Here is a 13,966-nt window from a genome sequence, read left to right as displayed (position 1 = left end):
CTCGGACGGCTCAGGCCATCCGGTCCGCATGTGACCGGTCCTCACCCTGTGAAAGGCACGCGATGGAACCCTCAACCGATCACGGGACGGCGATGATCCGCGCCCGCGAGCTGTCCAAGCGGTACGGGCGCACGCAGGCCGTCAGCGAACTCGGCTTCGTGGTGAACTCCGGCGAGATCTGCGCGCTGCTCGGCCCGAACGGGGCGGGCAAGACCTCCACCATGCGGATGCTGGTCGGCCTCTCGCCCCCCGATGCCGGCCGCGCGCAGATTCTCGGCCGGCCGGTCGCTCTCGGCGCCAAGGTGCTCGGCCACGTCGGTGTGCTCATCGACGGGCCCGCGTTCGTACCGCACCTGACTGGCACCGGCAATCTCAGGCTCCTCTGGTCGGCCACAAGACGTGCCTGGCCACCGCCCGCCTTGAGCGACGCCTTGGACCTCACCGGTCTCGGCGCCGCGATCGACCGGAAGGTCAAGGGCTACTCCACCGGCATGAAGCAACGGCTGATGCTGGCACAGGCACTGATGCGGGCACCGGACGTGCTGATCCTGGACGAGCCGGCCAACGGTCTGGACCCCGCCGAGGTCCGGACCCTGCGCGAGCACCTCGGGGCACTGGCCCGGCAGGGAGCGGCGGTACTCGTGTCCAGCCACCAACTGGCGGAGGTGCAACAACTGGCGACCCACATCGTCGTCATGAACCTCGGCCGACTGGTCACCGCCGGCCCGCTTCCCGAACTGCTCGGCGACACCGGCACCTACCGCATCCAGGTGGAAGACAGCGAACAGGCAGCCGCTGTGCTGCGTCGGATGGCAGGCGTCGCCATGGTCACCGCCCATGGCACCGAGGTCGTCGCCGCAGCCCCGGGCGTGCCGTCTCGCGACCTCATCCATGCGCTGGTCACCGCGGACATCGGCGTCACTTCGGTACAGCAGGCGAGCCGATCCCTGGAAGAGGTCTTCTTGACCATGACCGAAGGAGACGCCAAGCATGCTGCGCGTTGAACTGACCACCCAACTGCTCCGGCTCCGTACGCTCATCACCTTCGCCTGCCTGGCCGCCGTCCCGGCCATGGCCGCACTGGCCACCGCCTCCAATGCCGGGCACCGCAACGGCGACCAAGGCGGTCTGTTCGGCACGTCCACCTGTTCCGCGCTCAACCACACGATGGCGAGCCTGCAATTCATCGCGCCACTGCTCCTCCCTCTTGTGGTGGCGATGCTGGCCTGCGCCATCGCATCCGCCGACCGTGACTGGGGAACACTGCGCTACCTCTACGTCGCCCCGGTCACCCGATCACGCCTGCTGGCGGGAAAACTCGGTGCCGTCGCGATCACCTCCCTCACCGCCACCGGATGTGTCCTGGCCGGAGGGCTCCTCAGCGGCCTCGCATGGTTCGGATGGCACCCGTTCCGCATCATCGACGCGCCCACCCTGACCTCCGGCGAGACGGCCGGCCGCGTCCTGGCCGCCAGCGGCTACACCCTGCTGTGCATGCTGAGCATCGCCGCGATCGCCTTCACCCTTGGGCTGCTGCTGCCACGCGGCGCCGAAGCCCTGGGCGCCGCCGTCGCCTTCGTGGTCCTGGCCAGCATCCTCAACGGCCAGTCCAGCCTCCACACGGTCGCGGTTCTCCTACCCGTGCATTACTGGCAGAACTGGACACACCTGTTCACCCCCACAGCAACCACCCACCTGGGCACCGGCATCCTGGCCCAGATCGCCACCATCACCCTGGCCACCGGCATCGCCGTCCTCGTGCTCAAACGACGCGATCCTGCCGCGTGACAAGCATCAATGACATCTGGACGCTCAACGCGGAGGAGAGGCTCGAGAAGGCCGAGAAAACGGGTCACTTGTCGACGATGATGCCGCGCGTCACCAGCTCGAGGGTGAGGAATGTGGCGATCGCCTCGATGGCCAGCAGCGCGATCAGGACGAACAATTGCACCGCCCCGGCGGCGATCGGGGACGCGCCACCGAGCATCATGCCGACGAATGCGCCGGGCAGTGTGACCAGGCCCACGGTGCGTGTCTGGTCGATGGCCGGGACGAGGGCGGTGGCGGCTTTGTCGCGGGCGACAAGCAGGCGCGCTTCACGATCGGGAAATCCGAGTGACATTGCGGCTTCGACTTCACCGAACCGTTGCGCCAGTTCGTCCAGAGCGCGGCGACCGGAGAGGTAGGTAGCGCTGAGCGCGCCTCCGATGAGGATCCCGGCAACGGGGATCACGCTGATGCCCTTTGGCGGCAGCAGTCCCGTGGCCAACAAAAGAGTCACCACAGGGCCGACGCCGGCACCGATGGGCAGCGCCGTCCACCACCAGGTGGAACCGCTGGTGAGGCGACGGCCGCTGGTGCGTACCGCGACCACGTACATCATGACTACGAACAGGGAGAGCAGCGAAACGAATCGGACGACGACGCCAATGGCCAGCGAGACGGCGGTGAGCTGCACGGCAGCGCGGAGCCCGGCCAGCAGAATAGCACGAGCGTGTCCAAGCCGTCCGAAGTGGCAGACCGCCACCGCAACCACCAAGAGCACCGCCATGGCCACGGCAAGAACAAAATTGACGGGTAACAGACTCGCCCCAGATGAGACCGCACGGACGGATCGGGTCATTCGCGCAGCGTAGATGAGACCCTCACCAGACCTGGCGTTCAGGTCAGGCCGATTATTCCGTGGTCAGGGCGTCGTGGACGCGGTGCCGATGTCCCAGGTCCAGCCGGGAAGAACGAACATCTCGCCCGGCCATCGGCGCCTCCGTTCAGGTGGTGGGTCTGAAGGACACGGTCGGTGGTGCTGGGCCAAGCCGTCCTGGTGAGGCCCTTGAGCGGGACCTGTGTCCGGCGGCGCGGGAACGTGCCGCCGGACCGTCTGAGCGAACGGTTCGGCGGTCCGGGTCGGCGCACGCCAGCGTCGGCGGCCAATGCGCCACGCATGCCGAGCCGTCCGGGTGGGGTCGGCGAGGTGTGGCCGGCGGTGACACGGTCGCGGTGTGGCGGCGGGTGTGGCATCACCCACGATCAGTAATGACACATGAAGGCCTCGGTGGTGCCGGCTTTCGTGCCCGCGCCGGTTGCCTGCTCGACACCGATCACGGTTGCGGGTGCGGTGTCGCCAAGGCACCCCCTTTTCTCGAGGAAGACTCCCTTCGGGTCAGCGTTGGAGATGGCACCCCACGCGTTGACCGGGACCGGGTTCCCGATGGTCGCGAGCTCCGTCGGCCGCGTCGGGCGGATCGCATAGAACCGGATGACATTGTTCGGGCTGAGATTGTTCCCCCACACCCAGATGTCGACTCCGCCGTTGTATTCGTAGATCACATCGGTCACCCGCAGGGTGCCCTGCGGGACCGACGCCGGCTCCAGCAATCGGTAGGGGGCGTAGTAGTTGTCGTCATGGGCCTGGGTGCGGCTGCTGGGAGGGACGCAGACCAAGTCGCCGGGCCTGGCCAACCGCCAGACGAACCCCGCCTTGCAGGTCTCCGGCCCGTAGACCCCGCCCCCCGGTTGTCGGCGGGACGCGGCCAGAGCATTCTCGGTCGCCGCCTGGTCGCGGACTTGTGGCGTCACGCACACCCGGTCGTTCGGCATCGCATCCCGCCACACGAAGCCGGTCTTGCAGGTGTACGGCCCGTACGGCGCCGCGCTGGCCGAAGACTCGACCGCCGCCATGCCGGCGGCTGCCATTGCCACTACCGCGACCGATCCGCCCAACAACCGGCGCCGGATTCCTCGGGCGACGCTGGAGTTCGCGGCCCCTTGCACCGGAAAGTGGAGCTAATGGTGCGGTTCGGCGGTCCCGATGACCTGAGCCACACAGAGCATTTCCTCCCAGCAAGATCCCGTAAACAACTGCTCCACGAACGTTCCGTGTTGAACCCGGCACGTCTTCAGACTCACCAGGCGGGCATTGCGACCAGACAACAGAGAAGGTGTCCACATCCGGCTCACGGCCGATCTGGCACGGGGATTCCGACGTCTAACAAACCCACTTTGAGGACCGTCTGCACCTCAGGTGTTCGGCGCGGCGTTGTCGGATACTCGTTGGGGCGTCGCCGAGGGCGTGGCTGCGGACGTGGCGACGGGAGCCGAGGGGTAGAAACTCCAGCACCAGGAAGTCTGTGGGTCACGCCCGTTCCCGGAGGTTGCCGGTGCGCAGGACCTGTGGGGTCGCGCCGCTGCAGATGAGCCCGAGAACCGCCAGGGCGGTCCATCCAAGGGACGGGTGGGGAGGCACTGTCGAGGGCTCCGGCGAAGACGCCGGTGGACATGTAGGCGGGTGCGGGACGTTTACGCAGTCCCCGGGAGCTTCGTGATCAATATCGGTGCCCTGATGGCGCTGTGGACCGGCGGACGGTCGGTCTCGACCATGCACCGAGTAGTCAACCCCGACCCGACGGACGCCTCCTCGCGGCTTTCCATACGGTGCTCGATGGCGCTGCGGTGGACGGGCCACCTCGTCAAACGACCCCAGCGGCTACGGCGACACCGGCATCGGGGCTCGGTGGCCGCGGAAGGCGGCCTCCAGCGCGATGCGCCAGTAGCGGTCGGCCTGGGCGCGGGGGCCGAGGGAGCCGAGAAGTTCGAGGCTGGCCAGGCCGTGCACCAGGGCGTTGAGGTGCACGGCGACGTCATGGGGGTCGGCAGGGGCGAACCAGCCCGAGTCGATGCATCGCGCGACCGCGCGGACCAGTGTGTCGAACGTGCCCTGGATCTGGGCCAGGGCCGCTTCGTCCGGCCGGAAGTCGGCGATGGGGCGACCGAACATCAACTCGTACAGGTGTGGGTTGGCCAGGGCGGCGCTCCGGTAGGCCTGTCCGAGGGCCATCAGGTCGGTCTCAGGGTCGCCGTCGGTCGGTACCGCTGCGAACGTGTCGGCAAGCCGGGCGAACCCTTCCAAGAACATCGCGCGCAGTAGGCCGGCCTTGTCGCCGTAGAGGTTGTAGACGGCTGTGGTGGAGGTACGGACCTCTCGGGCCAGGCGCCTGGTGCTCAGCGCGTGCGGGCCTTCCCGGGCGAGTAGGCGTCCGGCGGCGTCCAGGAGGGCCTGGCGCAGTTCGTCGTAGTCGCGGGTACGTGGGCGGGCCATTTGACAACCATATCGCAACAGTGTTTCATAACAGCGTTCTCAAATTCGTCACATGGGAGGCCACCGTGCCCGCTGAAACCGGTCTGCATGTCGTCCTCGGCGCTGGAGGGGCCATCGGCGGCTCCGTGGTTCGCGAGCTCGTCTCCCGGGGGCATCGCGTCCGCGCGGTCAACCGCAGCGGCCGGGTGCCGGCGCTGCACGGCGTCGAGGTCTATCAAGGCGACATCACCACTGTCGTGGGCGCCAAGGCCGCCTGCGCCGGGGCCGAGATCGTCTACCACTGCGCCGCCCCTGCGTACGACCGATGGGTGGAGGACTTCCCCCACATGACCGAGGCGGTGCGCCAGGGCGCGGCCGCCGCCGGCGCCAAGCTGGTTTTCGCCGACAACCTGTACATGTACGGCCCCGTCGACGGGCCCCTGACCGAGGACCTGCCCTACGCCGCCCGCAACCCCAAAGGGCGGGTACGTGCCGCGATGGCCGAGGCGCTGCTGGCCGCCCACCGTTCCGGCGAACTGCGCGTCGCCCTCGGCAGAGCCTCCGACTACTACGGCCCCGGCGGCGTCAACACCATCGTCGGCCCGACGGTGTTCGCCGCGGCGCTCGGCCGGAAGACCGTCCGCTGGGTCGGGTCGCTCGACGAGCCTCACACGCTCAGCTACCTGCCCGACATAGCAAGGGGCCTCGTGACGCTCGGCAGCGACGCGCGGGCGGACGGCCAGGCCTGGCACCTGCCGGCGGCGCCGGCCGTGACGGGCAGGGAGTTCCTCGACCTGGTGCTCGCCGGGCTCGGCCAGCCCGGCAGGACGGCGGCGCTCGGACGCCCGATGCAACGCCTGATCGGCCTGTTCGACCCGACTGTCCGAGCCCTCGGCGAGACCTGGTACCAGCGCGACCGGCCGTTCGTGAGCGACACCTCGAGGTTCACCGCCGCCTTCGGTCCGTTCGCTACGACACCGCACACCGACGCCATCACCGCCACCCTCGACTGGTTCCGCGCCAACCCGACCCCGTGACCGGCCAGACGGTCAGTCCCCGCCGCCCACATCAAGGTCAACCCCTCGAACGACGAACTTCGACAGGGACCGGGAAGCCGGGCACCGCTCTTCACCTGCTAGGCACCCTGACCAGGGCCTCGCCCGTTGCGGGAGGGCCGGCACCGGCGACCTCGCGCCCCCGCCCTCGAAGCCGGCACGGCGTGGCTGGTGGCGGTCACCGTTCCCGGGGCGCCCCCGGAACACGGCGCTGCTCGCGGGCGGCTCCAGCTGGGGTTGTTCGAGGAGATCGCCGCGGGCCCGCACCGATTGTCCACGGCCTTGCTCGGCTTCTTCCCCGACCTGCCGAGCGAGCGGGCTGCCGACTTCACCGACGGCGGTCACCGCCTGCTGCGCCCCGAGGCCGTCGAAGGCATCGCCAGCAGCGCCGCCGGGTTCTCGCTGATCAGGCCGTCTCGCAGCGCGGTGTTCAGTGCGCTGCGCAGTGTCGAGCGCATCTGGTTCAGCGTCGCCTGCCGAATCCGCCGCCCCTCGGCCTGATGGTCGTGCACGATCGCGGCGAACATCTCCCGCCGGCCGGTGTTCACATGGCGTGGCGGATGTGGCGGCGTCGTCGTGAGCGGGCGAGTCCGTTCGCTCAGTGGTTACAGGACGGCGGTGAGCAGGCTTACGGCGGACTCCTGGCGGGCGATGTCGGCCTGGTCGAACGGGCCGGTCCAGCGCAGGCCGTACTGGTCGGCGTTGTTCCGGTCGTAGGTGAAGGCGGAGCGGGCCTGGGTCGTCAGGTAGTTCCGGTACGGGTGGCCGGGGAGCGCGCGGTCGAGTTCGGCGAGGTTCCGCGCGAAGATGCCCTTGAACGCCGCCTGGTCGGAGTTGCACGTGGCGGCGGCCTCGCAGGGTTCGGTGAGGATTCCGCGCGGTGACAGGCCCGGGTCGGTGGTCACGGCGTCGGCGATCCGCCGGGCGGTGGCGAGCAGGGACGGGTCGCCGGTGGCGCGGTGCAGCTCCGTCAGGCCGCCCAGGATCACGCCCTGGTTGTACGTCCAGGTGGTGCCGCCGTTGTTGCCGCAGTTTCCGCTCTGCGTCGCCAGGCCGTCGTTGACAAGGTGGGATCCGTTGATCATCCCGCTGCGGGCGAACCAGCGCCAGGCCTGGCGCGCGTGGGCGAGGTACTCGGTGTCGCCCGGGATCCGGTTGTGCAGGGAGGCGGCCAGTTTGAGGTAGAGCTCGTTGCTGATGGCGTTCTTGTAGGTCTTCCCGGGCAGGTCCCACCAGATGCCGCCGCCGCAGGTGTCGTCCCAGTACTGGCGCATGTACGCCTCGTCGGTCTCGGCGATCTTCAGGTACCTGGTGTCGCGGGTGAGGTCGTACATGCGGACCATCGCCAGCGCCCACCAGCCGGTGTCGTCGGTGGAGTCCGCGCGGAACTCGCCGCCGCCCTGCGGCCACCAGGGCAGCGGCTTGCGCTGGAGCTTGATGGTGTTCTTCACCTGGGGCAGGTAGCGGGTCGAGCGGGTCCGCGCCATGTAGTCGAGGAGCGCTTGGAGCGCGTTGCCCGACTGCCACCAGGGGCTCTCGGGCTGCCAGCGTCCGCTCGCCTGGTCGTAGAACCCCATCATCGCGTCGACGGCCGATGTGGCACGGGCCCGCGCGGTCCTGTCCTCGCCCGCGTCCGCGCTTGCGGCGGACGTGCCCACGACGAGCGCCAGCACGGCGCCCGTCACGAGGGAGACCAGACCCTTTCCCGTACGTCGCTTCAGTCCGGTCATCGCGCACCCTCCATGGCAACGAGGCGTCCCAGCCCATGGCCTCCGCCCGGGCGGGCAGTGCGCCGAATTGTGCCCCGGGCGGGACGAGACACGCAAGGGTCGGCAGGATCGTTCACATATGTGAGCGCTTTTGCTTGAAATTGACGGAGGCGTCGGTTGGTTCGCCGCGACGGCGGGCAGGTGGGGAGCGCACGTCGGCTCGTGCGCCCACGAGAGCCGACGCGCAGGAGTGTGATGGAGAATGTCTGGTGGTGATCGGTCTTGCGCGAGTACGGTCGACGCATGCTCCGGGACCGACGGCATGAGCTGATCCTCCGCGTCCTGCGCTCCGAAGGGCCGGTGACGGTGGAGACGCTGACCGAGCGCTTGGCGGCGAGCCTCGCCACCATACGCCGCGATCTGCAAAAGCTCGACGAGGAGGGCCTGCTCAAACGGGTGCACGGCGGTGCGATGCCGGTCGAGGGCCATGACGACCCCTTCACGGACGTCGCCGGGGTCCGGCCCGCCGAGAAGGACGCCGTCGCGCTGCGCTGCGCCGAGCTGATCCAGGACGGCGAGACCGTGCTGCTCGACATCGGCACGACCGCGCACATGGTGGCGCGGCACCTGCGGGGCCGGGCGCTGACGGTCGTCACCAGCAGCCTCCCGGTGGTCGATACGCTGGCCGACGACCAGCACGTCCAACTCGTCGTTCTCGGCGGCATGCTGCGCCGTGACTACCGGTCGCTGGTGGGCTACCTGACGGAGGACAACCTGCGGCAGATCCACGCGGACCGGCTCGTCCTCGGCACCAGCGGGATACGGCCGACCGGAACCGTCATGGACACGACGGTGGTCGAGGTGCCGGTCAAACGAGCCATGATCGCGGCCAGCGGGCAGGTGGTCCTCGTCGCCGACGCCGGCAAGTTCCCGGGCACCGGTATGGCGAAGGTCTGCGATGCCACCGACCTGGACGTGGTCATCACGAACGCTCCGGTCGATCCGGACACGGGGGCGGCCCTCGCGGATGCCAGAGTGCAGGTGCTGGAGGTGTGAGGTGCTCGGCGTCCGCTGAACCGCTGCGGCTGTTTAGACGTCGCTTTCTGGGAGTGCGCTTGCCGAAAACTCCATCCATGCTGGTCAGGCAGGGTTGCCGACGAGCATCCCACAAGATCGCCAACGGCCTATGTCGGCTCGTTGTCGGCTCGCCGGTTCCGAACCGGATCGGCACGCGGCGGCACCGTGCGGCACCGTGCGGCACGAATATCGGGCTCGATGCGGACGGATCGACACAGGCCGACACTGAGCAGGCCGCTCCGATACGGCAGTTTCGGACTTTTAATCCGTAGGTTGTGGGTTCGAGTCCCACGCGACCCACCACCCTTGACCAGGGCAAACAGCTGTCCGCGTGGACGTCCGGGATCATGTCTGAGGCCGCCTGGGGCCGACCTGGGGCCACCAACACCATGTTGCGGTTACGCCGCGCCGACTCCCACAGGCGTCACCCTCGGGCCGCCGACCAGGCAACGGCGATCCGGCACCCAACCACCGCCTCGGCGCCGGACGCGGTCTGATGTTCAATTAGTCCTTTCTCTGGAGACAGCACAGGACACGGAGCGGACGCTCTCAATCACGCAGCAGGCATTGCGGCGGACCGACCGCCAGCCCGCGCGGCACCGGGTCGCTTGAGCACCGCCGGTCGTCGGCGCCGTTTGGTGCCGGGCACCCGCCAGCCGGCCCGCAGTACATGCGTGGCGGTCTTTTCGGCGGCGGTGTGCGCGACTTTGGGGAGCACGCTGGTGTAGGTGTCGGCGGTCAGCACGATGCTGGAGTGCCCGAGCATGTCCTGCACCACCTTGAGCTCCACTCCCGCGGCCGACGCCAGCGTGGCCGCGCCGTGCCGAAGGTCGTGCAGCCGCACTGGTGGCAGACGATGCTCTGCCACTGGAAGACGTGGGTGAGCCGCCCCGGACTCACCGGATCACCGTTGAGGTTGGTGAACACATACCCGCTGTCGCGGTACCGGTTCCCATACGCCGTGGCCTCAGCCCGCTGCCGGTCGCGGTGCGCCCGCAGCGCCGCGATGGTCGTGCGGTCCAGCGCGATTACGCGCGCACTGTGGGCGGTCTTGGGCGGACACGCCTGAAGTCGACCGTGTCTTCCTGGAGCTGCTGGGAAATAGTCGCGGTGCCGTGTTCCAGGTCCACGTCCATCCAGCGCAGCCCAGCCGCCTCACCGCGCCGCAGCCCGCGCAGCGCGATCAGGTGGTAGGCGGCGTTCAGCCGAGACCGCGGATGGCGTGCAGGAACGCGGCGGTCTGCTCGGCGGTCCACACTGCCACTGCCGGACGCTCCCCAGTGCGTTCCCAGTGCTCAACGCGGGCGGCGGTCCACACCACCGCCCGCGGCCGCCTCGCCGTCGGCCTCGCCAGCAGCGCCGCCGGGTTCTCAGTGATCAGGGCGTCCCGCAGCGCGGCGTTCAGGGCGCTGCGCCAGGTGGCCCGGATCCGGTTCAGCGTCGCCTGCCGGATCGGCCACCCGTCCTGTTGGTGCTTGTAAACGATGGAAGCGAACATCTCTCGCACATGCTCCACCGTCAGTTCGCCCAGCAGCAAACCGCCCAGGTGCGGGCTCAGGTACAGGCGGACGTGATTGGCGTACCCGGCCACGGTCGAGGCGGCACCCGCATGTTCCCGGAGCCACCGAGCCAGCCACTCCCCCACCGTGATCGCCGTACCCGTTGGGCCACGCAGCCGTACCAAGACCTCCTCAGCAGCCTTGCGGGTGCGGTAGCCGCCCCGCCGGTACACCCCACCGGCACTCCTCGAAATGCCCATGCGATCAGGGTCGGACGCCTCAGAGAGCCGAGGGACTGCAGGAACGAATGAGTCACGCCATGGCCAATGAAGCCTCCACTCCCAGACAGTTCTCGCAGCCGTTAAACCCTCCCTGTCGGTGCATCAGCCGCCCACCGATACGCCGGTGTCGTCGCACGGCCAGGTTCCCGGTTCCGGGTCCAAGCTGGATGCCCGTGCTGTGGCGGGGCAGAGTTGACGCGATCAACCGCCGCCAGAAGCAATCCAACTGGTCAGCGATCTAGAACTTACACTCCTGCCAACAGTGCTTCATCACACACCACATGCTGGTTAAATGGTCGGGTGACGTCCTATGAAATGCTTCGGAAGCCGAGCGCCACAAGCAACCCCACCAAGCCCACCTCAAAGAAGTCGCCAGATCCTCGATGGCTCCGTTATGAGAAGGAGATCTACCAGCTAGTCAAAGATGGCGATCCTGCGGCCAAGGTAGAACACAATCAGCGAACCGTTTTCAACGTGCGTTGGGCTCGCGGTTCTGGAGGACGTGGATGGCCTTGGCCAGATGACCGGCCCGGTGGGGGCAGCAACGTAGCTTGGTCAGGATCTTCCAGTGCTTGAGCTGGGCGTTGGCGCGTTCACCGGGGCCGCGGAGCTTGGCGTGGGAGCGGTTGGCGTCCTTGCAGGACTCGGGCTTGTCCTTGCCCTTGTAGGGCGTCTTGACGTGCGGGCCGGCGCCGACGTAGCCCTTGTCGGCCAGCACCAGGATCCCAGCGGCGGCCAGTTCGCGGACCAGGCCCCAGATCCGGGCGGCCTTCAGGTCGTGCACTGAGCCGGGCAACGGCCCCGACACCCACACGATGGTCCCGTCCGGTGACGCGAGCACCTGCAGGTTCACGCCGTGCTTCTTGTGTTTGCCCGAGTAGAACGGCCGGTCGGCCTTCACTCGGTCAATCGGGATCAGCGTGCCGTCCATGACCAGGTAGAGCAGGCCGTCCTTCTTCGCTTTGGCCAGCGCCCGGCTGAGTTTGGGGGATCGGGCCGACAGCAGCGTGACCGTCTCGTTGACGTACCGCCAGGCGGTGGTGGTTCCGACCCCGAACCCGGCGCCGAGCTGCGCGAACGTCTCCCCGTTCTTCAAGTAGGCCAAGGTCATCAGCGCCTGCATGCCCGCCGGCAGTGCCCGGCCCTTGCTGCCGACCTGCTTGCGGTGCCGGCCGACGACCCCGGCCACGTACTGCAGCGTCTGACGCGACAACGGCAGCGAAGAACGATAGAAAAGCATGTGAAGCCTCTGGTTGGGGCGGAGGGTTGTGAGAGATCACCCGTCCTACCAGGGCTTCTTCATGTTTCAGGGCCCGCCACACCGCCCGCGATCATGCTGTGATCACCCGTCCCTGGTCGCTGGTGGAAAACGTTCAGCGCGTCCATGGCCAGTTGAGTGGCAAGGTGCGTCAGATTGATGTTCGCGCAACAGGCAAGCTAGCGGGCAGCGAGATCCTCATCGTTGTTGAATGCAAGCGACGAAAGACCCCGGTTGGAATCGGAGTTATAGACGAATTCATAGGAAAACTCTTGGACGTCAGAGCAGATCTGGGGATTCTGTTTTCCTTCACCGGGTTTACCGAACCTGCAATTGCTCGAGCAGACGCTGCAAGTCACCCAAAAGTCGGGCTAGTAATTCTCGGTGAGCCAGAGAAAGAGATTGATGAATTTGTGCCTCCAAGTGCGGTCTACGCACCAGAGGATGCAACGTATGACGCGATGAGACAATGCCGTTTAGCTAAGCTGCCGGATGCATTAGATGGATCGTGGGTGGTGAGCTGTGGGATTCGTTCTTGTCAGTTGGACGCTTCGCTCGGTATGAATTGTGTCTGACTCTCTTTAGGGCGCGCGGGCAGGAGCGTTGACGTCGTTCGGGATTGGGGCGTTCGAGGATCTCTTCAACTGCTTCAGCGAGGTTCTCTGCCAGCCGGTGAGGGGGAAAAAGCCGCCTGGCCGGAGACCTGGCGGCGGACCACGCGGAGGGAGCGGATGAATGAGAGCCTGTCGGGATCAAGATCTGCTTGGTCAGCGGCCTCGCGCATGAGGTGGCGTATCCCATAATGTGTTAGCAGTAGCCCCCAAATCTCCTGCTCTACGAGCTCCGGCTTTCGCGACCGCAGGACAACGGTACTGCCCCGCTGATGTGTTTTGATCTCTCCTATGACCAGCTCGACCTCCCACCGCTCGTGATAAGAAATGGCGAGGTCGACCGCGTTGAGGTCATCCGGGTCAATGATATTGCTGATCAGTGTTATCAGCTCGCCGTCATCGTCGCCTCGGTCGGGCACCTCGTATTCAACGACTCGCACGTAGAATCCCGGCAGATCGGTGATCTGAATCTTGCCGGCGCGGATTTTGACTGATGCGCGCGCCTTCTCGGCGGAGTCGGCCACATAGGATAGGTATGAGCCGTCTGGAAGCCATTTTAGGAGGGGAAGCCCGACATTCGCCCCAACGCGGAAGAGTGCCTCGGCTCCCGCGTCTATTACCATGCGGAGATGATTATAACTGTAAAGGCCAGAGTCGACCATGACGAGCATGCCCGGCTCGATCGCTCCTGACTTCAGAATGCGGCTGGCCAGCGTCTCCTCGCCCTCGCCCTTGCGTCCGATCTCGGCCGCGACGAGGGCATGGGTTCCGCATTCGGCCAGGCCGGCGAGCCGAACGAAAGGCAGGGAACATCGTTCTTTCTTCCCTGCATAGCCGAAATATTCAGCATTCTCTGGACTGTCCGGAACGTCCATCCCGAATCCATCCAACGACATCAGCCTGCGGCCGCCGGTCCAAGCGCCCTTCGTCGACTTCATCGCGCACGGAACAGCCACACGCTCGTAGAGCTCGCGCATCACCTCGGCACCAAGGCGCTGCCTGGCCTGGCACAATGCTCCCGGGGTCGGCATGCCCCATCCTTGGCGCCACGTCCCCATAAAGCGTAGTCCATCGACGAGCTTCCGCATGACTTCTTCGTAAGCCTCACCGTAGAACAGCGCCATGGCCATCACGAAATAGACCATCACGCGAGCAGGAAGCTTACCGCTCCGCTGTTCTTTGCGGCCCAGGTCAGCAACGACCTCATCTACCAGTTCGCGCGACACCAGACGCGTCAAAACGCCGATCCCGATATGATCAACCATGGAGGAACGCGGAAAAACCGTGTTGCCGGAATCATCAGTCACGCGGAGACAAGATAGTCCTCCAGTGTACTTGATTCAACGGGTTCCCAGTTATCCACAGACATGCGGTGCCACCCCTGTGGAAATGTGGATAGATG

At 66.9% G+C, this 13,966-nt stretch carries 14 protein-coding genes and 1 pseudogene; 7 read left to right on the top strand and 8 right to left on the bottom strand.

What is annotated here, in order from left to right:
- Positions 1-92: 92 nt before the first annotated feature.
- Both ACQPXG_RS05225 and ACQPXG_RS05220 read left to right on the top strand, forming a co-directional pair.
- The gene (locus ACQPXG_RS05225; protein ID WP_433466468.1) at positions 93-1,004 is read left to right on the top strand and encodes an ATP-binding cassette domain-containing protein; all 912 of its coding nucleotides are present in this window, start codon (positions 93-95) and stop codon (positions 1,002-1,004) included.
- Positions 991-1,788: an ABC transporter permease gene (locus ACQPXG_RS05220; RefSeq protein WP_433466467.1), complete on the top strand. Its 798-nt coding sequence runs from the start codon at positions 991-993 to the stop codon at positions 1,786-1,788. The genes ACQPXG_RS05225 and ACQPXG_RS05220 overlap by 14 nt, the downstream gene beginning before the upstream one ends.
- Before the next feature lie 64 nt (positions 1,789-1,852).
- Here the strand turns inward: ACQPXG_RS05220 and ACQPXG_RS05215 are convergent, their stop codons facing one another.
- Together ACQPXG_RS05215 and ACQPXG_RS05210 are read right to left on the bottom strand one after the other, a co-directional pair.
- Positions 1,853-2,551, bottom strand: coding sequence for an ABC transporter permease (locus ACQPXG_RS05215; RefSeq protein WP_433469901.1), 699 nt, complete (start codon positions 2,549-2,551; stop codon positions 1,853-1,855).
- Between the two features lie 476 nt (positions 2,552-3,027).
- The gene (locus tag ACQPXG_RS05210; RefSeq protein ID WP_433466466.1) at positions 3,028-3,693 is read right to left on the bottom strand and encodes a hypothetical protein; all 666 of its coding nucleotides are present in this window, start codon (positions 3,691-3,693) and stop codon (positions 3,028-3,030) included.
- A 538-nt stretch (positions 3,694-4,231) separates the two neighbouring features.
- Between ACQPXG_RS05210 and ACQPXG_RS05205 the strand changes: the two are divergent.
- A pseudogene (locus ACQPXG_RS05205) lies at positions 4,232-4,435 on the top strand (2OG-Fe(II) oxygenase family protein); the annotation flags it as partial.
- A gap of 48 nt (positions 4,436-4,483) precedes the next feature.
- Here the strand turns inward: ACQPXG_RS05205 and ACQPXG_RS05200 are convergent.
- On the bottom strand, positions 4,484-5,095 hold the full coding sequence (locus ACQPXG_RS05200; protein WP_433466465.1) for a TetR/AcrR family transcriptional regulator: 612 nt from the start codon (positions 5,093-5,095) through the stop codon (positions 4,484-4,486).
- 65 nt (positions 5,096-5,160) lie between these two features.
- On the opposite strand from ACQPXG_RS05200, the gene ACQPXG_RS05195 reads away from it, so the two are divergent.
- A complete protein-coding gene (locus tag ACQPXG_RS05195) occupies positions 5,161-6,111 on the top strand; it encodes an NAD-dependent epimerase/dehydratase family protein (protein WP_433466464.1) in 951 nt (316 codons plus the stop codon).
- Between the two features lie 255 nt (positions 6,112-6,366).
- Positions 6,367-6,630 carry a hypothetical protein gene (locus ACQPXG_RS05190; protein WP_433466463.1) on the top strand — a complete coding sequence of 88 codons (264 nt, stop codon included), beginning with the start codon at positions 6,367-6,369 and terminating at the stop codon, positions 6,628-6,630.
- Between the two features lie 104 nt (positions 6,631-6,734).
- Here ACQPXG_RS05190 and ACQPXG_RS05185 read toward each other — a convergent pair whose 3' ends face one another.
- On the bottom strand, positions 6,735-7,859 hold the full coding sequence (locus ACQPXG_RS05185; protein ID WP_433466462.1) for a glycoside hydrolase family 76 protein: 1,125 nt from the start codon (positions 7,857-7,859) through the stop codon (positions 6,735-6,737).
- Positions 7,860-8,141: 282 nt separating this feature from the next.
- On the opposite strand from ACQPXG_RS05185, the gene ACQPXG_RS05180 reads away from it, so the two are divergent.
- Positions 8,142-8,894, top strand: coding sequence for a DeoR/GlpR family DNA-binding transcription regulator (locus ACQPXG_RS05180; RefSeq protein WP_433466461.1), 753 nt, complete (start codon positions 8,142-8,144; stop codon positions 8,892-8,894).
- 574 nt (positions 8,895-9,468) lie between these two features.
- Here ACQPXG_RS05180 and ACQPXG_RS05175 read toward each other — a convergent pair.
- From ACQPXG_RS05175 to ACQPXG_RS05165, 3 genes are all read right to left on the bottom strand, one after another.
- Positions 9,469-9,759 carry a tyrosine-type recombinase/integrase gene (locus ACQPXG_RS05175; protein ID WP_433466460.1) on the bottom strand — a complete coding sequence of 97 codons (291 nt, stop codon included), beginning with the start codon at positions 9,757-9,759 and terminating at the stop codon, positions 9,469-9,471.
- Between the two features lie 357 nt (positions 9,760-10,116).
- Complete coding sequence (locus tag ACQPXG_RS05170; protein ID WP_433466459.1) at positions 10,117-10,674, bottom strand: hypothetical protein; 558 nt, start codon at positions 10,672-10,674, stop codon at positions 10,117-10,119.
- A gap of 490 nt (positions 10,675-11,164) precedes the next feature.
- Positions 11,165-11,935, bottom strand: a complete 771-nt coding sequence (locus ACQPXG_RS05165; protein ID WP_433462399.1) for a transposase family protein — start codon at positions 11,933-11,935, stop codon at positions 11,165-11,167.
- A gap of 98 nt (positions 11,936-12,033) precedes the next feature.
- Here ACQPXG_RS05165 and ACQPXG_RS05160 point away from each other — a divergent pair, with 98 nt between their 5' ends.
- Positions 12,034-12,528, top strand: coding sequence for a restriction endonuclease (locus ACQPXG_RS05160; RefSeq protein WP_433466458.1), 495 nt, complete (start codon positions 12,034-12,036; stop codon positions 12,526-12,528).
- Positions 12,529-12,602: 74 nt separating this feature from the next.
- Here the strand turns inward: ACQPXG_RS05160 and ACQPXG_RS05155 are convergent, their stop codons facing one another.
- Complete coding sequence (locus tag ACQPXG_RS05155) at positions 12,603-13,829, bottom strand: IS4 family transposase (RefSeq protein WP_433469900.1); 1,227 nt, start codon at positions 13,827-13,829, stop codon at positions 12,603-12,605.
- Between the last annotated feature and the right edge of the window lie 137 nt (positions 13,830-13,966).

This window comes from Spirillospora sp. CA-128828, from assembly GCF_050945415.1.
Taxonomy (GTDB): Bacteria; Actinomycetota; Actinomycetes; order Streptosporangiales; family Streptosporangiaceae; genus Spirillospora.
The sequence above is the reverse complement of the archived record's forward strand: the minus strand, read 5'-3'. Positions and strand labels throughout refer to the sequence as shown.

Excerpts from the sequence above, each read along its gene's own strand:
- ACQPXG_RS05180 (WP_433466461.1), top strand. The coding sequence starts at position 8,142 with ATGCTCCGGGACCGACGGCATGAGCTGATCCTCCGCGTCCTGCGCTCC.
- ACQPXG_RS05165 (WP_433462399.1), bottom strand. The coding sequence starts at position 11,935 with ATGCTTTTCTATCGTTCTTCGCTGCCGTTGTCGCGTCAGACGCTGCAG.
- ACQPXG_RS05200 (WP_433466465.1), bottom strand. The coding sequence starts at position 5,095 with ATGGCCCGCCCACGTACCCGCGACTACGACGAACTGCGCCAGGCCCTC.
- ACQPXG_RS05215 (WP_433469901.1), bottom strand. The coding sequence starts at position 2,551 with ATGGCGGTGCTCTTGGTGGTTGCGGTGGCGGTCTGCCACTTCGGACGG.
- ACQPXG_RS05155 (WP_433469900.1), bottom strand. The coding sequence starts at position 13,829 with ATGGTTGATCATATCGGGATCGGCGTTTTGACGCGTCTGGTGTCGCGC.
- ACQPXG_RS05170 (WP_433466459.1), bottom strand. The coding sequence starts at position 10,674 with ATGGGCATTTCGAGGAGTGCCGGTGGGGTGTACCGGCGGGGCGGCTAC.
- ACQPXG_RS05185 (WP_433466462.1), bottom strand. The coding sequence starts at position 7,859 with ATGACCGGACTGAAGCGACGTACGGGAAAGGGTCTGGTCTCCCTCGTG.
- ACQPXG_RS05220 (WP_433466467.1), top strand. The coding sequence starts at position 991 with ATGCTGCGCGTTGAACTGACCACCCAACTGCTCCGGCTCCGTACGCTC.
- ACQPXG_RS05225 (WP_433466468.1), top strand. The coding sequence starts at position 93 with ATGATCCGCGCCCGCGAGCTGTCCAAGCGGTACGGGCGCACGCAGGCC.
- ACQPXG_RS05210 (WP_433466466.1), bottom strand. The coding sequence starts at position 3,693 with ATGGCAGCCGCCGGCATGGCGGCGGTCGAGTCTTCGGCCAGCGCGGCG.